Origin of the sequence: Saccharothrix hoggarensis, from assembly GCF_042678885.1 — a bacterium.
Classification (GTDB): Bacteria; Actinomycetota; Actinomycetes; order Mycobacteriales; family Pseudonocardiaceae; genus Actinosynnema; species Actinosynnema hoggarensis.
Window position 1 is genome coordinate 1 of record NZ_JBHTLK010000137.1, and the last position, 18,749, is coordinate 18,749.

Genomic DNA, 18,749 nt, shown 5'->3' on the forward strand with positions numbered 1-18,749 from the left:
GCCGGTCGCGCACGGCGGCGTCGAGCGTGGCGACAGCGGCCAGCGCGACCAGCGCGCTGGCGACGGCCAGCGCGCCCGCGGCGACCGGGCTCAGGTTCGTGATCGACCAGCCGGCCGCGCCCTCGCCGACCGGGTGGATCGCGTTGTCGAACAGCCCGGCGTCCTCGGCGCCCGTCCAGCCGGACAGCACGGGGTCCAGCCGGTCCAGCGCCCGGTCGGACAGCGCCATGAACCCGGTGGACCACCCGGCCCGCAGCCACTTCTGGCCGCCGACGACCAGCACGTCCGCCGCTTCCCACGGCTCGTCCACCACGCCGAAGCCCTGGATGCCGTCCACGACGAGCAGCCGGTCACCGACCACCTCCCGCAACGCCGCCAGGTCGGCCCGGTGCCCGGTGCGGAAGTCCACCGCGCTCACCGCCACGGCCTTCGTCGCGGGCGTCAACGCCGCGCGCACGGCGTCCGCCGTCACCGGGCCGGGCGGCAGCCACGACACGTCGACGCGCGGCGACCGCGCCCACGGGTAGGTGTTCGCCGGGAACTCCCCCGCCGACACCAGCACCTCGCCGGTCACGCCCAGCGCCACCTGGAACAGCCCGGTGCTGGTGTTCGGCAGCAGCGCCACGTGGTCGGTGTCGCCCCGGCACAGCCGCGCCACCGCCGCCCTGGCCCGCAGCTCCTGGCGCATGAGGTCGTCCACCGTCGCCGGACCGGCCGCCGCCGACGTCTCCAGCAGCCGGGTCGACTCCACGACGACCGCGTGCGACGGCGGCCCGAAGCGGGCGAAGTCCAGGTACCCCTCCGGCTCGTGGAACTGGACGAGGTACGAGGACGGGATGCGCATGACCACCTAGAGCACCTTCGCGAGGAACTGCTGCGTGCGTTGCTGTCGCGGATTGTCCAGCACCTGGCCCGGCGGCCCGGTCTCGACCACCGCGCCGTCCACCAGGAACACCACCGAGTCGGCGACCTGCCGGGCGAACCCGATCTCGTGCGTCACCACGATCATGGTCATGCCGTCCCGCGCCAGGTCGGCCATCACGTCCAGCACCTCGCCGACCAGCTCCGGGTCCAGCGCCGACGTGGGCTCGTCGAACAGCATCAGCTTCGGCCGCATCGCGAGCGCCCGCGCGATCGCCACGCGCTGCTGCTGGCCGCCGGACAGCTGGTGCGGGTAGGCGTCCGCCTTGTCGGCCAGCCCGACCCGGTCCAGCAGCGCCCGTGCCTGCTCGACCGCCGCCTTCCGGGGCGTCCGCAGCACGTGCACGGGTCCTTCTGCGACGTTCTCCACCGCCGTGCGGTGCGGGAACAGGTTGAACCGCTGGAACACCATGCCGATGCCCCGCCGCTGCCGCGCCACCTCCCGCTCGCGCAGCTCGTGCAACCTGCCGCCGCGCGCGGTGAACCCGACCGGCTGACCGTCGACCCAGATCCGGCCCGCGTCGATCGTCTCCAGGTGGTTCACGCAGCGCAGGAACGTCGACTTGCCCGCGCCGGACGGCCCGAGCAGGCACACGACCTGGCCCGCGTCCACCGAGAGGTCGACGCCCCGGAGCACTTCCGCGTGCCCGAACGACTTCCGCACGCCGACCGCCCGCACGAGGCTCACCGGGCCACCCCCTTGCCGTAGTGCCGCTCCAGGAAGTGCTGCCCGACGCTCGCCACGCTGACCACGACCATGTACCACGCGGCGGCGGCCAGCAGCGTCTCCATGATCTGGAGGTTGCGCGAGGCGATGTTGTTGGCGGCGTGGATGAGCTCCAGGAACCCGATGACGGACGCCATCGAGGTGCCCTTGAGCATGTTGATGAAGTTGTTGCCGGTCGGCGGGATGATCACGCGCATGGCCTGCGGCAGCACGACCCGACGCAACGTGGTCGCGGGCGTCATGCCGATCGCCTTGGCCGCCTCGACCTGGCCGTGGTCCACGCTGTTCAGGCCGGCCCGCACGATCTCCGCCATGTACGCGCTCTCGTTGAGGCCGAGCCCGAGCAGCGCCGCCACGAACGCGGTGACCAGGACGTTGGTCTTCTCCTCGAACAGGCCGGGGATGGAGATGTTCTCGAAGACCAGCGCCAGGTTGAACCACAGCAGGATCTGCAGCAGCACCGGCAGGCCCCGGAACAGCCACACGTACCCGGCGGCGAACCAGCGGGCGACGGGGTTGGCCGAGCGGCGCAGCAGCGCGATCACGACGCCGAGCACGATCGCGCCCGCCTGCGCGGTCACCGCCAGCACCACCGTGTTGACCAGGCCGCGCAGCATGATGTCGTGGGTGAAGAACCCCGGCACGGCCGCGTAGTCGATCTTCGCGTCGGCCAGCGCCCAGCCCAGGGCGCCGAGCAGGGCCAGGATCACCGCCCCTCCGACCCACCGCCCCCAGTGGCGCAGCGGGACGACGACCAGGTCGTCACCGGCCTCCGCCACCGAGGTGTCACCGGCCATTGACGGTCACCTCGGTGATCGCGCCCTGCTCGACGTCCCAGGCGGCGAGGACCTTGCCGTACGTGCCGTCGTCCACCAGGGTTTGCAGCGCCTTCCGGATGGCCGCGGTCAGCTCCGGGGTGTTCTTGTTGACGCCGATGCCGTACGGGCCGCCGTTGATCGGCGCCAGGTCCACGACCTCGAAGAACTCGCCGTCCCCCGCGGTCTTGGCGACGTAGACGGCGGTCGGCAGGTCGTTGAGGATGGCGGCGACGCGGCCGGTGCGGAGCTGGTTCTGGTTCTGGGTGTCGCTGTCGGTGGCGGTGACCTGGATCGGGTCGCCGGACAGGCAGCGGAACTCCTTGGCGTAGGTCTCCTGGCTGGAGCCGAGGTTGACCGCGACCGACTTGCCGCACAGGTCGTCCGGGCCCTTGATGCCCGCCGGGTTGCCCTTCTGCACCATGATCGTGATGCCGGACGTGAAGTAGTCCACGAAGTCGATCGCCTGCTGCCGCTCGGGCGTGTCGTTCATCGCGGCCATCGTCACGTCGATCCGGCCGGCCTGCAGGCTCGTGATGAGCGACCCGAACGCCATGTCCTGGTGCTCGACGGTCAGGCCGAGCTTGCGCGCGACCGCCTTGACCAGGTCGACCTCGGAGCCGACCGGGGTGGTGCCGTCGGCGGCGTAGAAGTTGTTCGGCGGGTTCTGGATGTTGGAGCCGACGCGCAGCCTGCCCGCCTTCGCGACCGCCTCGGGCAGGGTCGCGGCCAGCGCGTCGTCCTTCGTCACCGCCTCCACGATCGCCGCCGTCGACGGCAGGTCGTCGGCCGGGCCCGCGGGGCGGTCCTCGGCGGGCGCACCGCACGCGACCAGCGCGAACAGGGACAGGGCGAGCGCTGCGGTCCGGCGCACGGGACACCTCCTGCGATCGGGTGGCCCGAAAGTTACAACCAATCGTTGAAGGCGTCCACAATTTGTTGAAGGGAATGCGGCGGGGTGTCGGTATCGTTGCCCTGGGTACGAGGGGGCCACCCCCAATGTCCACAGCAAGGAGGACCCATGGCCACCGTGGAGCTGACCGCGGAGAACTTCGACGAGGTTGTCGGCGGCTCCGAGATGGTCCTCGTCGACTTCTGGGCAGCGTGGTGCGGTCCGTGCCGCCAGTTCGCCCCGACCTACGAGAAGTCCGCCGAGAAGCACACCGACATCGTGTTCGGCAAGGTCGACACCGAGGCGCAGCAGCAGCTCGCCGCGGCGTTCCAGATCCGGTCGATCCCGACCCTGATGATCGTGCGTGACGGCGTCGTCCTCTACGCCCAGCCCGGCGCCCTGCCGGAGTCGGCGTTGGAGGACCTGATCGACCAGGCCCGCAAGGTCGACATGGAGGACGTCCGCAAGCAGGTCGCGGAAGCGGCCGCCGAGCAGCAGGGCTGATCCGACCAGGGCCGACCGGACGGGCGGCGTGAGCCGCTAGTCCATCGCACGCGTGTCGCGGGGCGGGGCCACCGGGTCCTCACCGGTGGACTCCCCCGTCGCCATGCGCCGGCCGCGCTCCAGCTCCGCGTCCAGTTCCGCGCCGAGCAGCAGCGCGATGTTCGAGATCCACAGCCACACCAGGAACACGATCACACCGGCCAGCGAGCCGTAGGTCTTGTTGTACGACCCGAAGTTGGCCACGTACAGCGCGAACCCGAGCGACGCCAGCACCCACGCCAGCACGGCCAGCAGCCCGCCCGGCGTGATCCACAGCCAGCTCGGCTGCCGCACGTTCGGCGACGCCCAGTACAGCAGGCCGATGGCGAGGCTCGCGAGCAGGAACAGCACGGGCCACTTGGCGATGTCCCACACCGTCACGAACGTCGAACCGAGCCCGAGCACCTCGCCCAGCCACTCGGCCACCCCGCCGGTGAGCGTGACGCCCAGCGCGGTCAGCGCCAGCAGCACCACCACGCCGACGGTCAGCCCCAGCCGCAGCGGGATCACCTTCCAGAACGGCCGGCCCTCCTCGACGTCGTAGATCGAGTTCGACGCGCGCATGAACGCGCCCACGTACCCCGAGGCCGACCACAGCGCCGTCACCAGGCCGACGATCGCGAGCAGCCCGCTGGCCTGCGACTTCTGCAGGTTCTCGATGGCGCCCGCGATGGTGTCCTTCGCCTCGCCCGGACCGAGCGCGTCCAGACTGTCCACAATGGTCCTGGTCGTGTCGGGGCCGACCAGCCCGAGCAGCGCCGTCAGCAGCAGCAGGCCGGGGAACAGCGACAACACCGCGTAATAGGTCAGCGCCGCCGCCCAGTCGGTGAGGTTGTCGTCGTTGAACTCCTTGGCCGTCCGCTTCAGCACAGCCCACCAGGACCGCTTCGGCAGCTTCGTGGGCGCATCGGGGTGCGTCATGGGCGTGGGGGTTCCCACGAACACGGTGCGTACACCCACGCCTTTTCGGGTAGTCGTGGGTCGAGTGAGAGAGGAGACGGCCATGAGTCACGTCGCCACGGACCACGGGACCAGTCGCGTCACGAACCGTGAACCGTCGACCGCCGAACTGGTGAATCGGCTGTCCGAGCAGGTGAGCCGCCTGGCCCGGGACGAGATCCGGCTGGCCGTCGCCGAGATGCGCACGAAGGGCAAGCGCGTCGGCGCCGGAGCCGGTCTGCTCGGCGGTGCCGGCGTGCTGGCCTGGTTCGGCCTCATGACGGTGATCGCGGGCGTGGTGCTCCTCCTGGCCACGACCATGCCGGCGTGGATCGCGGCGTTCATCGTCGCGGCGGCTGTCTTCGTCATCGCGGGCGTGCTCGCGCTGGTCGGCCGCAAGCAGCTGGAACGCGGCACACCGCCCGTGCCGGAAGAGGCCATCGCGGGCGTCAAGAAGGACATCGCCACCGTGAGCGAGAGGGCACACCGATGAACGGCAAGGACGTCCCCACCGATCCGGACGAGCTGCGGGCCGACGTCGAGCAGACCCGGCGCGAGCTCGGCGACACGGTGGAAGCGCTGGTGCACAAGGCGGACGTGCCGGCGCGGGTGAAGGAGAAGGCGCACGAGCGGGTGGACAAGGTGAAGGAGAAGGCGACGCGGGCCAACGCGGCGGTGGCGGGCGCGGCGGGCAAGACGACCGCCGCGGTCGGCCAGGCCACCGACAAGGCCGGTGCGAAGGCGGGCAAGGTCGGCGCGGCCGCCGGGGAGAAGGCGGGCGAGGTCGGCCAGAAGGCGGGCGAGGTCGGCCAGAAGGCGGGCGAGGTGGCGGCGCAGGTGGGACAGAAGGCGAGTGCCGTGGCGGGTGCGGCGGCCGAGAAGGCGAGCGCGGTGGCCGGGGTCGCCGCCGAGAAGGCGAACGAGGTCGGCCAGAAGGCCGGCGCGATCGCCGGCGTGGCGGTGGCGAAGGCCGGCGAGGTCGGCGAGAAGGCGAGCGCCGTGGCGAGCCAGGTGGGCCAGAAGGCCGGCGTGGTGGCCGAGCAGGTCGGCCAGAAGGCGACCGTCGTCGCCGGGCAGGTCGGCGAGAAGGCCGCGCACGCGGTGGAGGCGTTGCCGCCGCCCGTGCAGCACCGCGTCGAACAGGGCGTCGAGCAGGCGCGCCGGCACCCGGCGGCGGTCGCGGCGGCGGTCGCGGCGATCGTGGTGGTGCTGTGGAAGCTGATGCGGAGGGGGCGCTAGCCGTGAACGTGAACAAGCTGCTCTACCGGCCGCTCGGAATGCTGTTCGGCGTGCTCGGCGGTCTGGCCGCCAGCGCGCTGTTCGGCCAGGTCTGGAAGCTGATCACCGGCACGAAGGAAGCGCCCACGCCCACCCAGAAGGACCGCGGCTGGGGCGAGGTGCTGCTGGCCGCGTCCATCCAGGGCGCGATCTTCGGCCTGGTCAAGGCGGCGATCGACCGGGGCGGCGCGACGGGCTACGACAAGCTCACCGGCGAGTGGCCCGGCGACAAGAACAAGTACGACGGCGACTGACGCCGGCAGGCCGAACGGACCGCCGTCCCGCACGGCGGTCCGTTCCGCTGTCTCCGGCCGTCGCGCGGCTGGGTCCTGCCCGCTAGGACGGCGGCTCGTCCGCGCGTCCGCGCCGCTCGTCGTCGTCGAGGAACTGCTCGGGGTCCACGTCGAGGTTCGGCGGCTCCGGCGTGCCGGGCGAGTGCGGCGGATCGGGGTTGATGGGCCCCTCCGTCTCGGCCAGGTCGTCCTCGCGGCGGTCTTCGATCGGCTCTCCGGGTTCGGTCATGGGCACGAGGTACCCGGCCGGCCACCCCTCAATCAGAACCGGGGCGGCCGCTTCTCCAGGAACGCCGCCACGCCCTCCGCGTACTCCGGGCTGTGCACCGCCTCGTCGTAGAGCGCGCGCACGGCGTCGTCCTCGTCGTGCTGCCCGTCGGTGATCCGGTTGACGATGTGCTTCGCGCCGCGCACGCTGACCTGCGCGCGGGCGGCGATCGTCTCCGACAGGGCCTTGACCCGAGCCTCCAGCGCGTCCGCCGGGTGCACCTCGTTGACCAGGCCGATCCGCAGCGCGGTGGCCGCGTCCACGATCTCGCCGCTGAACAGGATCTGCTTCGCCCACGCCGGGCCGACCACGTCCACCAGCTGCTTGGTGGACGTGAGGTTGTAGACGATGCCGAGCTTGGCGGGCGTGATGCCGAACCGGGCGTCCGCCGCCGCCAGCCGCAGGTCGCAGGCCAGCGCGATCTCGCAGCCGCCGCCGATGCAGAACCCCGTGATGGCGGCGATCGTGGGCTTGCCGAGGGTGGCGAGGGCGCGTTCCCCGTTGTGCACGGCCTCGCCGTACCGGGCCGCGCCGTCCGCGCCCTTGCGGAGGGTGGAGAACTCGCTGATGTCCGCGCCGGCCGAGAAGTGCTCCCCGCCCCGGACGACCAGCACGCGCACCGCGTCGTCGTCCCGCACCCGGGCCAGCAGGCCGGGCAGGGCGGACCACATCTCGTAGCTCATGGCGTTGCGCTTGGCCGGGCGGTCGATGGTCAACGTCGCCACCGGGCCTGCGGTGTCGAGCCTCAGCGTCATTACCGGAGAGTAAGTCCTGGCCGCCCGCCGCACGGGGTGACGGCCCTCACCCGGTCGGGGCGCCCCGCGTTCCGTCACGCGACGCACGTGCGTCCGGACACGCGGGGCGCCGCTGACCGCTACCGGTAGGCGTTGCGCGTGTAGGTCAGGCTGAACGCGCCGCGGTTGGCGAAGTACACGGACACCACGTACGCAGGGTCGGTGGCGAGGAGGCCGCGCTGGACGTCGGCGCCGTCGTTGCCGTCGTCCCAGCCCCACGCGGAGTTGGCGGAGTTGTCCTTGCCGTTGTCGCCGCGGAACGTGCCCCAGCTCGCGAACGTCGTGGAGCTGTTGCGCTGCGCCCAGAGCCCGCCGGCGGCGAACGTGTCCACCAGCCGGTAGCCGACGGACCGGTCGTTGCCGCTCGACGGCACCTCGCCGGTCGCGCTCGGCACGTACACCACGCCGTCGCCGCCGGGGAACTCCGCGCCGTTCCACGCGTACAGGCCGTGGCCCTTGGCTTCCTGGCGCGTGGTCGGCCGGGTGCCCTGGAGGCGGAGCGTGCCGTCGATGCTCTCCCGACCGGACGTGAACGTGCTGCCTGCCGGGACGTACGAGTAGAAGTCGCTGTGCGCCACCGTGATCACGGCTTCGAGCCGGCCGAACGTCGAGCCGTCCTTGCGGACCGTCGCCAGCATGCCCTCCATGTCGTTCTCGTGGGTGAACTGCTCGAACGGGTCGGCGAAGTCCTCCCAGTCACGCGGGTGGTAGAAGCTGTAGACCAGGAACCAGTGGGTCGAGGTCTCCACCACGGAGTAGTAGGCGGCGCCGGTGAGGCGGGCGAGCGAGTCGTCCTGCGCCTCCCAGTTGTCCAGGGTGTTCCACTCGCCGTCGAAGTCCACAGTGGACAGGTAGTCGGCGTCGTAGTCCGACGAGTCGGTGTCCTGGTAGTGGACCGGCGCCCAGTGGAACGCCAGCTCGGCGTCGGTCGCCGCGTGGGCCGGGGTCGTGAGGAACGTCGAGAGGGCGACGGCCGCGAGCAGGGACGCGGCGATCTTGCGGGCGGGGGTCGGGCGTGCGGGAGTCACGCGTGCAGGGGACAAGCTCCACCTCCGTCGGGGTTGCCCGTGGGAGCCAACGGGCCGCGGTGAACCCTGTGGTGAAGCGGTGGCCAACACAAGGGGTGATTCAGGTGATCATTTTCCGAGTGGTTCGCCCCCCGATTCGGGAACCCGTTCGGCCGGCGCGACTTCCACCGGATCGGTGGTTGCGCCCGGCCGTTCCCGGCCATCGGGGGCGCGGTGCTGGGTGCCGCCGAGCCGGGGCGGCGACTCGGACACGTGCGACACGCGCCGTCACCGGCCCGCGAGATCCCAACCGTGGAATTCACCCGAACGGGTTGTCTCGTCCTCTCAGGACACTCGTGCGGGTTTACGGTGAGCGACCGAGGGGCCGATCCCGAGGAGCTGGTATGACCACCGCCGCCGCCACCGAAGTGGAAGAACTCGTGCGCGCCACGCTGGCCGCCCACCCGTCGATGTACCTGGCCACGGCGGGCAGCTCCGGCCCGTGGGTCAACGGCGTCTTCTTCGCCGAGACCGACCTGTTCACGCTGAACCTCGTGCTGGAGCAGCGGGGCCGCACGCTGACCGCCATCCGGGAGAACCCGGTGGTGGCCGTGGTGGTGTCCACCGGCTCGCCGCAGGACCCGTTCCTCCAGGCCCAGGCCGACGTGGAGGTCGTGAGCGGGGCGGAGGACGAGGAGGTGCGCCGGGTGCTGGTGGAGAAGGTGCCCGCCGCCGCGGCGTTCCTCGGCGCGCCGATCGTGGCGGCCCGCCTGGGCGTGCGCTCGTGGCGGGCCACCGACGTGCCCCGGGGCTGGCTGCCCGGCCGTCAGCTCCCGAACCCGGCGCTCCAGCCCTAGCCACCCGCCGACAGGACTACGCCCTCCCGCACCCGGCGTGGGAGAGGTCGGCGGCGGGGAGGCGTCCCGGCGCGCCCAGGGTGGGACGGTCAGGCCCCGTCGACGGGGACCTCGCGCACCCTGACCACCGGTCCCCCGTCGTCGTCGGCCGGCTCGACCTCCACGGCGAACCGGCGCTCCGGGAACCTCTCCCGGAGCGCGCCGCCCCACGACCTCACCAGCAGCGCCGCCAGGGCGTCGAGGCTCGCGTCGAGGTCGTCCCCGTCGTGCAAGGCCATCTGGAACACGACCCCGAGGTCGACCTCGCCGTGCTCCGCGGCCACGGACCACCGCTCCGCCCGGCTCAGCCGCTCCCAGTCCACCGAACGCCGACCGCGCAGCAGGTACTCGCGGTGCTCGGACACCCGGTCGGCGTCCCACGGCAGCAGCACGTACACGCACCCGTCCAGTTCGAGGAAGTCCGGCCACGTGATCCGCGCCGCCAGGACCTGGGCCGTCGGGCTGGACCACAGCACGTTCTCCCAGTCCGGCCGCCCCATCTCGGACAGTCGGATCGAGTCGGTCGTCATCACGTCCTCCGCGCGCTGCGGGCGGGTCAGGCCGCCGGGAACATCCTGGCCATGCCGGGCGGCGGGGTGAACGGGCGGCGGCGGTTCGGGCGTTGGGACAGGCGGTCGGCCACCACCCACAGGACGGCGGCGTTGTAGCCGTAACCGAGGTGGCTGGACACCACCGCCACGTTCTCCCACCTCGGGCCGGGAGCGGAGACGCACGTCCGCCACGCCACGATCCCGTCCGACTTCGAGTACACCGACGTCGACGGCACGGGGAACGGCGGGCGGGTGTGCTCGGGCGGCGGCAGGTCCGCGCCCGACACGTAGAACCGGGCCAGCAGGCGGTACACCGGGTTGACGCGGGTCTGCCGCAGGTCGGTCATCGCGTACGGGCTGCCGAGCGTGATCACCTGGCGGACCATGCCGGGGTGCTCGCGGGCCAGTTCGCGGGCGAAGATGCCGCCCAGCGACCAGCCGACGATGCTCACCTTGCCGCCGACGGCGAGTTCCCGCAGCAGGTCGCGCATCCCGCGCACGACCGCCACGGACGGGCCGATGTTCAGCCCGAGGCCCCAGCCGTGCACGTCGTAGCCGAGGCCGGTGAGGAACCTGCGCAGCATCACGGTGGACGCGTCGGTCGCACCGAGGCCGGGCAGGACCAGCACGGTGTGCCCGTCGCCGCTGGGCGCGGCGCGGAGCAACGAGCGGCTGGCCGCGAACTGGCCGAGGCCGACCGCCGTGCGGGTCGGCTCGGTGAGGTACCAGAGCAGGCCCGGTGCGGAACCGGTGGTGGACCACGGGTCGGGGTGGTCGGTCGTGGTGTCCGGCGGGACGTCCGGCAGTGCTGACATGGCCCCTCCCCCGCTCCGCGTCGAGCGTGCCCCAGGTAACCATGATGTTGCGGAACGGTGGTTTGCGCCAGTACCGGCGAGTCTCGATTCGTGCGGGGGTGCGCCTGGACCACGGGGAACGCGCGGGCCTACGGTCGCCGCATGGACCGGATGAGCGCCATGGACGCGGGTTTCTTCTTCATCGAGGACGAGAACGTGCCCATGCACGTCGGCTCGGTCCTGGTGTTCGAAGGTCCGGCGCCGTCGTACGGCGACGTGGTACGGCTCTTCGCCGCCAAGCTGGGCACCGTGCCGCGCTACCGGCAGCGGGTCAAGGCGCTCCCGCTGCACGTCGGCCGCCCGGTGTGGGTGGACGACGAGCACTTCCAGATCCTGTACCACGTCCGGCACACCGCCGTGCCGTCGCCGGGCGCGGACGACCAGCTGCGCAACCTCGCCGGACGGCTGTTCGCGCAGCGCCTCGACATGTCCAAGCCCCTGTGGGAGGTGTGGCTGGTCGAGGGCTTGGAGGACGGCCGGTGGGCGATCATCTCCAAGGTCCACCACTGCCTGATCGACGGCATCGCCGGCACCGACCTGATGACCGTGCTGCTGGACTGGCGCGAGGACTCGCCACTCCCGGAACCGACGCGGTGGACGCCGAAGCCGAACCCGTCGACGGTGGACCTCGTCGTGGACGGCGTGCGCGACGCCGTCCTCACGCCGATCACGCACCTGGCCAAGTTCCCGGCGATGGCCCGGCGGCTGCGCAGCGGCTCGGAGGTGCTGGACATCGGCCGGGCCGTCCTGGGCAGCCTGCCGACGACCGCCCGACGGCTCGCCGTCAGCACCCCGAAGACGTTGAACGGGCCGATCGGACCGCACCGCCGGTGGGTGTGGGCCAAGGCCGACCTCGCCGAGCTCAAGACCGTCCGCAAGGTCACCGGCGGGACGGTGAACGACGTCATCCTGACCGCCGTCACCCGCGGGTTCCGCGACCTCCTCGCCAAGCGCGACGAGTTGGCCGACGGGCAGGTGGTCCGCACCATGGTGCCGGTGTCGGTGCGCTCCTCCGCCGAGCGCGGCGTGCTCACCAACCGGGTCAGCGCCGTGCTGGTCAACCTGCCGGTCAGCGACCCCGACCCGTTGGCGCGCCTCGCGTCGATCCGCGAGCAGATGGACGACCTGAAGAGCAGCCGCCAGGCAGCCGGCGCGGACGTGCTCACCGGCCTGTCCAACTTCACCGCGCCCACGCTGCTCGCGCTCGGCTCGCGCACCGCCGTGCGCTTCCCCCAGCACCTCCTCCAGACCGTCACCACCAACGTTCCCGGCCCGCGCATCCCGTTGTTCATGCTGGGCAGGCGGCTCGCCGAGATCTACCCGTACGTCCCGATCGCCAGCACCATGCGGATCAGCGTCGGCATCTTCTCCTACCTCGGGCAGGTCACGTTCGGGATCAACGCCGACTTCGACGGCGTCCCGGACGTGCAGGTGCTCGCCGACGGCATCCGCGCCGGCTTCGACGAACTCGTCACGGCGACCGCCGACTGAGCTGGTCCGCCGCCACCGCGCCCGCCAGCTCCACCGCCTCCGCCGCCGCCTCGCTGATCTTGGTCAGCGCCCGCGGGTCGGCGTACAGCTCCACGTCCTGACCGATCTTGAACACCACCGCTCCCCCTCCCGGCTCGATCTCGTAGTTGATCCACACATCACCCGGAACCTGCGCCCACAGGTGCACCTGCGCCCGACCCATCCCACGGCCTCCCGATCGTCAGCTCTGTTATGATCGTGGCCAGGATTGCTAATATTATCAAGTCGCACAACCTGATCGGGTGAACGATCATGCCAACATCGCCGTCCGTGGCAGGGTGGGAGCTGGGCCTGCGCCTGCGGGAGCGTCGCGAACTCCTGGACGTCACCGCCGTGTCCGCCGGGCGAGCCATCGGCACGAGCCAGTCCTACATCTCGGGCGTCGAGAACGGGAAGCTCAAGATCAACGCGCGCAAGCTCGCCGAGCTCGCCGCCGTGCTGGAGTTCGACGAGGCCGAGACCGAAGAGCTGCAGGCGCTCCGCGAGGAGGCCGGCAAGCGCGCGTGGTGGAGCCCCTACTCGGCCATGTTCAGCGCGGAAGTGCTGCGGTACTTCGGTTTCGAGGCGGGCGCCGAGAGCATCCGCGCGTACAGCGCGGGCATGATCACCAGCCTGCTCCAGACCGAGGACTACGCCATGGCCATCATGAACGGTGGCGCGCCGAGCATCCGGCTGGCGGAGGCGAGCCGCCGCGTCGAGGTGCGGATGAAGCGGCAGCAGCGGCTCGACGGCGACGACCCGGTCCACCTCACCACGGTGATCACCGAATCGGGGCTGCGGCAGATGGTCGGCGGGCGCACCGTGATGGCGGCCCAGCTCAGGCACCTGGCCCGGAAGATCACCGAGCATCCGGACACGATCGACGTGCGGGTCGTGCCGTTCAGCGCCGACTACCACAACGCGATCGGCGGATCGACCTTCTACCTCCTCGGTTTCGCCAGCAGCAGGCTGCCCGACCTGGTGTGGCAGGAGACCGTGTCGACCACCGATCTGATCGATCAACCCATGCGCGTCCGCGAGTACAGTCTGGCCCACAGCCAGGCACTGGATTTCGCGCTCGACCGGGCCGCGTCGCTGGACCTGGTCGAGGAGATCGCCAAGGAGCTCGGATGAGCAACCCCGTCGACCGCACGGGCTGGTTCAAGTCCAGTCGCAGCGCCGAGAACCCGGCCTGCGTCGAGGTCCGGTTCGCGCCCGACGCGACCGCCGTCCGGGACTCGAAGGACCCCGGCGGCCCGGTGCTGACGTTCTCCCGAGCCGCCTGGGTCACGTTCGTCCGGCGCTGATCAGGCGAGCCAGTCCTTGATCCGCCGCGCCACCAGCTCCGGCACTTCCAGCTGCGGGACGTGGCCGACGCCGTCCAGCACCTCGAACCGCCACGACGGGTTGCGGCGGGCGGCGGCCCGAGCCGACGCAAGCGGCACCAGGCGGTCCTTCTCGCCGGCCATCAGGTAGACCGGCACCCGGATGCGGCTCATCGCCGTGTAGTACCGGCGGCTGGTCGCGCCCGTCCACACGACCGAGCGGGCCGCGCCGAGGAACGCCTCGTCCAGGCCGGGCACCTCGGCCCGCTGCTCCAGCAGCGTCATGGACGCGAGGATCATCTCCTCCGGCACGGCCTTGGGGTTGGCGCACACGAGATTCAGCACCCGCTTCACCTGCCGGCGCGTCGACACGCCCTGGCGCGACTTCGCCAAGAACCACTGCCCGAGCCCCGGCACGGCGTACATCGCGAACGCCGCCGCCACCTGCGGGTCGAGGCGCACGCCCAGCGGCAGCGGCACGGCCGGGTCCAGCAGGGCCAGCGCGGTGACCGAGGCGGGCCGGCGGGCGGCGTGCAGGATGGAGATCATCCCGCCCATCGAGTTGCCGACGAGCACCACCGGCTCGCCGACCACCTCGGCGAGGAACCGGTCGAGCAGCCGGGCGTTCGCGGGCACGGTCGTGGAGCGGCCCTCGGGGTGGGTGAGGCCGAATCCGGCCAGGTCGACGGCCAGCACCCGGTGACGGTCGACCAGGTGCGGCGCGAGCAGGCACCAGTTGAGGTGCGACCCGCCGAGCCCGTGCACGAGCACCACCGGCGGCCCCTCGCCGCCGAAGTCGACGTAGTGCACCGGACCGTCGAGGTCGACGTACCGGCTCGTCCCGCCCCAGTGGTCGAGTGTGGTCATACCGGTCAGTATGTCCCGGACGGGTGCCCGTACAGACCCGGCCCCTCGATCGCGACCCGCGCGAGGAACGCGGCGGAGGCGTCGTAGGACGCGGCGATCAGCTCCGCGGTGTGGCCGAAGTCGAGCGGGGTGACCGGCTGGACGGGCGGTCCGGGCAGGTAGACGACCGGCACGTCCGCCGACGCCAGCTCGGCCTCCAGCACGGCCTGGTTGCGGGTGCTCAGCGTCGCCCAGAACAGCAGGGTCTCGGCCAGCGTCGCCGGCACGACCGGCAGGTGGCCGGGGAACGCGCAGTCCAGCACGACCAGCGACTTCGCGCCCATTGCCAGGGCCTGGCGGATGGGCACGTTCGCGAGCACGCCACCGTCGTAGAGGACGTGCCCGTCGCGGTGGGCGGGCGGGTAGATGCCGGGGATGGCGCTGCTGGCGAGCACCGCCGACACCAGGTCGCCCGAGGTGAGGGTGACGGCGGTGCCGGTCACCGAGTCCACCGCGACCGCGCCGAACGGCAGGGTCAGCTCGGCGAAGTCCCGCGCGCCGCCCAGCCCGAACCCGAGGACCTCGGCCAGCCCGGTGTTGGTGAACAGGTGGGTCTTGTGCTGCCGCAACGTCCTGGCCTGCGCGAGGAGGCCGCCGGGGAAGACGCGGGCGCGGGTCATGTGCCGCCAGATCGCGCCGAGCCGCTCGAAAGCGTTCGCCGGGTCGAGGGCGAGCAGCGAGCCGTTGACCGAGCCGACGGACGTGCCGACGACGAGGTCCGGCGCGACGCCGTGCTCGGCCAGGGCCCGGAGCATGCCGACCTGGCCCGCGCCCAGGCTGCCGCCACCACCGAGCACGAACCCGACCGGTCCGGGGAGGTCCACCACGGCGCGGATCGTCCCACCGGCGCGTCCGGGTTCGCTCACCGGAGCGGGTTCGGGCGGCCGTGTTCGCTGGTCACATTCGGCGGCTCGGGCTCGGCGGCTCGGGCTCAACGCCTCCTGCGCGGCCGCTCCGGCCCGGCGGCTCGGCCGCCCAGGCTCGGCGGCTCGGGTGCCCAGGCCGGGCGGCCTGGATGCGGGCGCTCCGGTCAGGTGGTCGGCGGGTCAGGTGGTCGGCGGCCCGGCGGCGATCCGGTCGCGCACGGCGTCGACGGTGGTCTCCCAGTCGGACTCGATCCACCAGGTCGCACCGGCCTCGGCCCACTCCGCCACGCTGGTCGCCTTGCCCTCGGCGATCACGTCGTAGCCGTCCCACGGCAGGCCGAGCGACGCCCGCAGCTCCCGCGCCTCCGCCACGACGGCGGCCAGCTCCTCCGGGCTCGACGGGCCGCGCGCGCCCTCGGCGGCGATCACGTTGGGCAGCAGGCCGTCCCACGCCACCGCACGGCGCATCGACCGGGGACGGCCGAACGCGCCCACCACCCACACCGGCACGCGCGGCCGCTGCACGGGCGGCGGCGGTGGGAAGAAGTCCGTCTCCCGCACGTCGTAACGCCGGCCCTGGAACGAGAACGGCTGCCCGCGCATCAGCCCGTCGTACACGGCGAGCCCTTCGTCCAGCAGCAACGCGCGCTCGGCGCGGCTCGTCTCGCGCTCGAACGCCGTCCAGCCGGGGTGCAGCGCGCCCAACCCGACGGACAGCTGCACGCGCCCGCCGGACAGCCGGTCGAGGGTGGCGACCTTGGACGCCACGTCCCACGGCTTGAACCGGGGCAGCGGCGTGAGCATCGTCCCCAGCCGCACCGACGACGTGTGCATCGCCGCCGCCGTCAACGCCACCCACGCGTCGACGCCCCACACCGACTCGGCCAGGAACACCCCGTCCCACCCGCAGGATTCCGCCAGTTCCGCGCACGCCACCACGTCGGGCGCGTCGAAGAACGGCAACACGATTCCACAACGCATACCGGCAGCCTCCCACTCACGCGTCCGTTCGCGACGGTCACCGGGGCAACGGCGAGGCGCGCCGGGGCGCACGATCGTGGTTCGCCGGGCAGGGCACAATGGCTCGCTGTGACCACAGCCATTCACCAGAGGATCGCCGACGAGCTCGGGGTGCGGGCCGGGCAGGTCAGCGCCGCCATCGACCTGCTCGACGGTGGTTCCACCGTTCCCTTCATCGCCCGGTACCGGAAGGAAGCGACCGGCGCGCTGGACGACGCCCAGCTCCGCACCCTGGAGGAACGCCTCGGCTACCTCCGCGAGCTGGAGGAACGCCGGGCGGCTGTGCTCGACTCCATCCGGTCGCAGGGCAAGCTGGACGAGGCGCTGGAGGCCTCGATCCTGGCCGCCGACTCGAAGGCCCGGCTGGAGGACCTCTACCTGCCCTACAAGCCGAAGCGGCGGACCAAGGCGCAGATCGCGCGCGAGCAGGGCCTCGAACCGCTCGCCGACGGGCTGCTGGCCGACCCGACGCAGGACCCGCAGGTGGTGGCCAAGGCGTACGTCACCGAGGACGTCCCGGACGTGGCCGCGGCGCTGCTCGGCGCGCGGGCGATCCTGGTCGAGCGGTTCGGCGAGGACGGCGACCTCATCGGCGACCTGCGGGAACGCATGTGGACGCAGGGCCGGCTGGTGTCGAAGGTCCGGGAGGGCAAGGAGGAGGACGGGGCGAAGTTCTCCGACTACTTCGACTTCTCCGAGCCGTTCGCGAAGCTGCCGTCGCACCGCATCCTGGCGCTGCTGCGCGGCGAGAAGGAAGAGGTCCTCGACCTCCAGTTCGACCCCGCCGACGAGGACGAGCCCACCGGCTACGAGGTGCGCATCGCGTCCCGCTTCGGCGTGGACGACCAGGGCCGGCCGGCCGACCGGTGGCTGCGCGACACGGTCCGCTGGGCGTGGCGCACGCGCATCCTCGTCCACCTTGGCATCGACCTGCGGTCGCGGCTGCGGGCGTTCGCCGAGGACGAGGCGGTGAAGGTGTTCGCGTCGAACCTGCGGGACCTGCTGCTGGCGGCGCCCGCGGGCACGCGCGCCACGATGGGCCTCGACCCCGGTTTCCGGACCGGCGTGAAGGTGGCCGTGGTCGACGCGACCGGCAAGGTCGTCGCCACCGACACGATCTACCCGCACGTCCCGGCGAACCGGTGGGACGAGTCGATCGCGAAGCTCGCCGTGCTGGCGAAGGAGCACGACGTCGAGCTGATCGCCATCGGCAACGGCACCGCGTCGCGCGAGACCGACAAGCTGGCCGTCGACCTGCTGAAGCGGCACCCGGACCTGAAGCTGACGAAGGTCGTCGTGTCCGAGGCGGGCGCGTCGGTGTACTCGGCGTCGGCCTTCGCGTCGGCGGAGCTGCCCGACCTGGACGTGTCGCTGCGCGGCGCGGTGTCGATCGCACGCCGGTTGCAGGACCCGCTGGCCGAGCTCGTGAAGATCGACCCGAAGTCGATCGGCGTGGGCCAGTACCAGCACGACCTGTCCGAGTCGAAGCTGTCGAAGTCGCTGGACGCGGTGGTCGAGGACTGCGTGAACGCGGTCGGCGTCGACCTGAACACGGCGTCCGTGCCGCTGCTGGCCAGGGTCTCCGGCATCACCGCCGGCCTGGCCGAGAACATCGTGCAGCACCGCGACGGGCACGGCCCGTTCCGCTCGCGCAAGGCGTTGAAGGACGTGCCGCGGCTGGGCCCGAAGGCGTTCGAGCAGTGCGCGGGCTTCCTGCGCATCCCGAACGGCGACGACCCGCTCGACGCGTCCGCCGTGCACCCCGAAGCGTACCCCGTGGTGCGCCGGATGCAGGAGCGGGCGGGCGGTGAGGCGCTGATCGGCAACACGGCGGTGCTGAAGTCGCTGCGGCCGCAGGAGTTCGTGGACGACACGTTCGGCCTGCCGACCGTCACCGACATCCTGCGCGAGCTGGAGAAGCCGGGGCGCGACCCGCGGCCCGCGTTCAAGACGGCGACGTTCGCCGAGGGCGTGGAGAAGATCGCCGACCTGAAGTCCGGCATGGTGCTGGAGGGCGTGGTGACGAACGTGGCCGCGTTCGGCGCGTTCGTGGACATCGGCGTCCACCAGGACGGCCTGGTGCACATCTCGGCGCTGTCGAACACGTACGTGAAGGACCCGCGGGACGTGGTGAAGTCCGGTGACGTGGTGCGGGTGAAGGTGCTGGAGGTCGACATCCCGCGCAAGCGGATCGGGTTGACGCTGCGGCTGGAGGACGAGCCCGGCCGCAAGCCGCCGCGGGAGCAGCAGCCGCGGGACGGTCAGCGCGGCGGGCAACGCGGCGGTCAGCGGGGCGGTCAGCGGGGCGGCGGCCAGGGCGGCGGCCAGTCCCGGCAGGCGGAGCG

Annotated in this window: 23 protein-coding genes; 9 read left to right on the forward strand and 14 right to left on the reverse strand. The window is 72.0% G+C overall.

All coding sequences use genetic code 11. The annotated features are described in order from the left end of the window. From ACFQ3T_RS23215 to ACFQ3T_RS23230, 4 genes are all read right to left on the reverse strand, one after another. On the reverse strand, nucleotides 1–844 hold an 844-nt coding region (locus ACFQ3T_RS23215; protein ID WP_380725836.1), incomplete at its 3' end, for an aminotransferase class V-fold PLP-dependent enzyme. 6 nt (nucleotides 845–850) lie between these two features. Further along, entirely contained in the window at nucleotides 851–1,609 is a 759-nt protein-coding gene (locus tag ACFQ3T_RS23220) for an amino acid ABC transporter ATP-binding protein (protein WP_380725793.1), read from the reverse strand. Further along, nucleotides 1,606–2,445, reverse strand: coding sequence for an amino acid ABC transporter permease (locus ACFQ3T_RS23225; protein WP_380725795.1), 840 nt, complete (start codon nucleotides 2,443–2,445; stop codon nucleotides 1,606–1,608). Before ACFQ3T_RS23225 ends, ACFQ3T_RS23220 begins: the two co-directional genes overlap by 4 nt. After that, nucleotides 2,435–3,337 (reverse strand): ABC transporter substrate-binding protein, encoded by a 903-nt coding sequence (locus tag ACFQ3T_RS23230; protein WP_380725797.1) that lies wholly within the window; start codon nucleotides 3,335–3,337, stop codon nucleotides 2,435–2,437. The genes ACFQ3T_RS23225 and ACFQ3T_RS23230 overlap by 11 nt, the downstream gene beginning before the upstream one ends. A gap of 147 nt (nucleotides 3,338–3,484) precedes the next feature. Between ACFQ3T_RS23230 and trxA the strand changes: the two genes are divergently transcribed. Continuing rightward, the gene (gene trxA, locus ACFQ3T_RS23235) at nucleotides 3,485–3,859 is read left to right on the forward strand and encodes a thioredoxin (RefSeq protein ID WP_380725799.1); all 375 of its coding nucleotides are present in this window, start codon (nucleotides 3,485–3,487) and stop codon (nucleotides 3,857–3,859) included. Between the two features lie 36 nt (nucleotides 3,860–3,895). On the opposite strand, the gene ACFQ3T_RS23240 is transcribed toward trxA, so the two are convergent. Next, entirely contained in the window at nucleotides 3,896–4,819 is a 924-nt protein-coding gene (locus ACFQ3T_RS23240) for a YihY/virulence factor BrkB family protein (RefSeq protein WP_380725801.1), read from the reverse strand. Between the two features lie 151 nt (nucleotides 4,820–4,970). Between ACFQ3T_RS23240 and ACFQ3T_RS23245 the strand changes: the two genes are divergently transcribed. Genes ACFQ3T_RS23245 through ACFQ3T_RS23255 form a run of 3 tightly spaced genes read left to right on the forward strand, consistent with a single transcriptional unit; the run spans nucleotide 4,971 to nucleotide 6,369 of the window. Further along, a complete protein-coding gene (locus ACFQ3T_RS23245) occupies nucleotides 4,971–5,330 on the forward strand; it encodes a phage holin family protein (protein WP_380725803.1) in 360 nt (119 codons plus the stop codon). Beyond that, nucleotides 5,327–6,076 carry a DUF3618 domain-containing protein gene (locus ACFQ3T_RS23250; RefSeq protein ID WP_380725805.1) on the forward strand — a complete coding sequence of 250 codons (750 nt, stop codon included), beginning with the start codon at nucleotides 5,327–5,329 and terminating at the stop codon, nucleotides 6,074–6,076. The genes ACFQ3T_RS23245 and ACFQ3T_RS23250 overlap by 4 nt, the downstream gene beginning before the upstream one ends. A gap of 2 nt (nucleotides 6,077–6,078) precedes the next feature. Beyond that, nucleotides 6,079–6,369 carry a DUF4235 domain-containing protein gene (locus tag ACFQ3T_RS23255; protein ID WP_380725807.1) on the forward strand — a complete coding sequence of 97 codons (291 nt, stop codon included), beginning with the start codon at nucleotides 6,079–6,081 and terminating at the stop codon, nucleotides 6,367–6,369. Between the two features lie 82 nt (nucleotides 6,370–6,451). Here ACFQ3T_RS23255 and ACFQ3T_RS23260 read toward each other — a convergent pair whose 3' ends face one another. From ACFQ3T_RS23260 to ACFQ3T_RS23270, 3 genes are all read right to left on the reverse strand, one after another. Continuing rightward, nucleotides 6,452–6,637, reverse strand: a complete 186-nt coding sequence (locus ACFQ3T_RS23260; RefSeq protein WP_380725809.1) for a hypothetical protein — start codon at nucleotides 6,635–6,637, stop codon at nucleotides 6,452–6,454. Between the two features lie 32 nt (nucleotides 6,638–6,669). After that, nucleotides 6,670–7,431, reverse strand: a complete 762-nt coding sequence (locus ACFQ3T_RS23265; protein ID WP_380725811.1) for an enoyl-CoA hydratase/isomerase family protein — start codon at nucleotides 7,429–7,431, stop codon at nucleotides 6,670–6,672. 119 nt (nucleotides 7,432–7,550) lie between these two features. Beyond that, on the reverse strand, nucleotides 7,551–8,498 hold the full coding sequence (locus ACFQ3T_RS23270; RefSeq protein WP_380725813.1) for a hypothetical protein: 948 nt from the start codon (nucleotides 8,496–8,498) through the stop codon (nucleotides 7,551–7,553). Nucleotides 8,499–8,881: 383 nt separating this feature from the next. Between ACFQ3T_RS23270 and ACFQ3T_RS23275 the strand changes: the two genes are divergently transcribed. Next, nucleotides 8,882–9,334, forward strand: a complete 453-nt coding sequence (locus tag ACFQ3T_RS23275; protein ID WP_380725815.1) for a pyridoxamine 5'-phosphate oxidase family protein — start codon at nucleotides 8,882–8,884, stop codon at nucleotides 9,332–9,334. A gap of 89 nt (nucleotides 9,335–9,423) precedes the next feature. Here the strand turns inward: ACFQ3T_RS23275 and ACFQ3T_RS23280 are convergent, their stop codons facing one another. Beyond that, on the reverse strand, nucleotides 9,424–9,903 hold the full coding sequence (locus ACFQ3T_RS23280; RefSeq protein ID WP_380725817.1) for a hypothetical protein: 480 nt from the start codon (nucleotides 9,901–9,903) through the stop codon (nucleotides 9,424–9,426). A 26-nt stretch (nucleotides 9,904–9,929) separates the two neighbouring features. Beyond that, the gene (locus ACFQ3T_RS23285) at nucleotides 9,930–10,739 is read right to left on the reverse strand and encodes a lipase family alpha/beta hydrolase (RefSeq protein ID WP_380725819.1); all 810 of its coding nucleotides are present in this window, start codon (nucleotides 10,737–10,739) and stop codon (nucleotides 9,930–9,932) included. A 141-nt stretch (nucleotides 10,740–10,880) separates the two neighbouring features. On the opposite strand from ACFQ3T_RS23285, the gene ACFQ3T_RS23290 reads away from it, so the two are divergent. Further along, complete coding sequence (locus tag ACFQ3T_RS23290; RefSeq protein WP_380725821.1) at nucleotides 10,881–12,269, forward strand: WS/DGAT/MGAT family O-acyltransferase; 1,389 nt, start codon at nucleotides 10,881–10,883, stop codon at nucleotides 12,267–12,269. Here ACFQ3T_RS23290 and ACFQ3T_RS23295 read toward each other — a convergent pair. Further along, nucleotides 12,250–12,471: a hypothetical protein gene (locus tag ACFQ3T_RS23295; RefSeq protein WP_380725823.1), complete on the reverse strand. Its 222-nt coding sequence runs from the start codon at nucleotides 12,469–12,471 to the stop codon at nucleotides 12,250–12,252. The two genes, ACFQ3T_RS23290 and ACFQ3T_RS23295, sit on opposite strands and share 20 nt — an antisense overlap. 107 nt (nucleotides 12,472–12,578) lie before the next feature. Between ACFQ3T_RS23295 and ACFQ3T_RS23300 the strand changes: the two genes are divergently transcribed. Continuing rightward, nucleotides 12,579–13,421, forward strand: a complete 843-nt coding sequence (locus ACFQ3T_RS23300) for a helix-turn-helix domain-containing protein (RefSeq protein ID WP_380725825.1) — start codon at nucleotides 12,579–12,581, stop codon at nucleotides 13,419–13,421. Then, nucleotides 13,418–13,594, forward strand: a complete 177-nt coding sequence (locus tag ACFQ3T_RS23305; RefSeq protein WP_380725827.1) for a DUF397 domain-containing protein — start codon at nucleotides 13,418–13,420, stop codon at nucleotides 13,592–13,594. Before ACFQ3T_RS23300 ends, ACFQ3T_RS23305 begins: the two co-directional genes overlap by 4 nt. Here the strand turns inward: ACFQ3T_RS23305 and ACFQ3T_RS23310 are convergent, their stop codons facing one another. The 3 genes from ACFQ3T_RS23310 to ACFQ3T_RS23320 form a co-directional block, all read right to left on the reverse strand. Then, complete coding sequence (locus ACFQ3T_RS23310; protein ID WP_380725829.1) at nucleotides 13,595–14,479, reverse strand: alpha/beta fold hydrolase; 885 nt, start codon at nucleotides 14,477–14,479, stop codon at nucleotides 13,595–13,597. It abuts the gene before it with no gap. Nucleotides 14,480–14,484: 5 nt separating this feature from the next. Next, the gene (locus tag ACFQ3T_RS23315; protein ID WP_380725831.1) at nucleotides 14,485–15,384 is read right to left on the reverse strand and encodes a patatin-like phospholipase family protein; all 900 of its coding nucleotides are present in this window, start codon (nucleotides 15,382–15,384) and stop codon (nucleotides 14,485–14,487) included. A gap of 180 nt (nucleotides 15,385–15,564) precedes the next feature. Continuing rightward, nucleotides 15,565–16,365, reverse strand: coding sequence for an LLM class flavin-dependent oxidoreductase (locus tag ACFQ3T_RS23320; protein WP_380725832.1), 801 nt, complete (start codon nucleotides 16,363–16,365; stop codon nucleotides 15,565–15,567). 108 nt (nucleotides 16,366–16,473) lie between these two features. On the opposite strand from ACFQ3T_RS23320, the gene ACFQ3T_RS23325 reads away from it, so the two are divergent. Continuing rightward, nucleotides 16,474–18,749: Tex family protein (locus ACFQ3T_RS23325; protein WP_380725834.1), on the forward strand; the 2,276-nt coding region annotated here is incomplete at its 3' end.

Coding starts and splice junctions, on each gene's coding strand:
- ACFQ3T_RS23225 (WP_380725795.1), bottom strand. CDS start 2,445: ATGGCCGGTGACACCTCGGTGGCGGAGGCCGGTGACGACCTGGTCGTC.
- trxA (WP_380725799.1), top strand. CDS start 3,485: ATGGCCACCGTGGAGCTGACCGCGGAGAACTTCGACGAGGTTGTCGGC.
- ACFQ3T_RS23240 (WP_380725801.1), bottom strand. CDS start 4,819: ATGACGCACCCCGATGCGCCCACGAAGCTGCCGAAGCGGTCCTGGTGG.
- ACFQ3T_RS23250 (WP_380725805.1), top strand. CDS start 5,327: ATGAACGGCAAGGACGTCCCCACCGATCCGGACGAGCTGCGGGCCGAC.
- ACFQ3T_RS23260 (WP_380725809.1), bottom strand. CDS start 6,637: ATGACCGAACCCGGAGAGCCGATCGAAGACCGCCGCGAGGACGACCTG.
- ACFQ3T_RS23265 (WP_380725811.1), bottom strand. CDS start 7,431: ATGACGCTGAGGCTCGACACCGCAGGCCCGGTGGCGACGTTGACCATC.
- ACFQ3T_RS23275 (WP_380725815.1), top strand. CDS start 8,882: ATGACCACCGCCGCCGCCACCGAAGTGGAAGAACTCGTGCGCGCCACG.
- ACFQ3T_RS23280 (WP_380725817.1), bottom strand. CDS start 9,903: ATGACGACCGACTCGATCCGACTGTCCGAGATGGGGCGGCCGGACTGG.
- ACFQ3T_RS23285 (WP_380725819.1), bottom strand. CDS start 10,739: ATGTCAGCACTGCCGGACGTCCCGCCGGACACCACGACCGACCACCCC.
- ACFQ3T_RS23290 (WP_380725821.1), top strand. CDS start 10,881: ATGGACCGGATGAGCGCCATGGACGCGGGTTTCTTCTTCATCGAGGAC.
- ACFQ3T_RS23295 (WP_380725823.1), bottom strand. CDS start 12,471: ATGGGTCGGGCGCAGGTGCACCTGTGGGCGCAGGTTCCGGGTGATGTG.
- ACFQ3T_RS23305 (WP_380725827.1), top strand. CDS start 13,418: ATGAGCAACCCCGTCGACCGCACGGGCTGGTTCAAGTCCAGTCGCAGC.
- ACFQ3T_RS23310 (WP_380725829.1), bottom strand. CDS start 14,479: ATGACCACACTCGACCACTGGGGCGGGACGAGCCGGTACGTCGACCTC.
- ACFQ3T_RS23320 (WP_380725832.1), bottom strand. CDS start 16,365: ATGCGTTGTGGAATCGTGTTGCCGTTCTTCGACGCGCCCGACGTGGTG.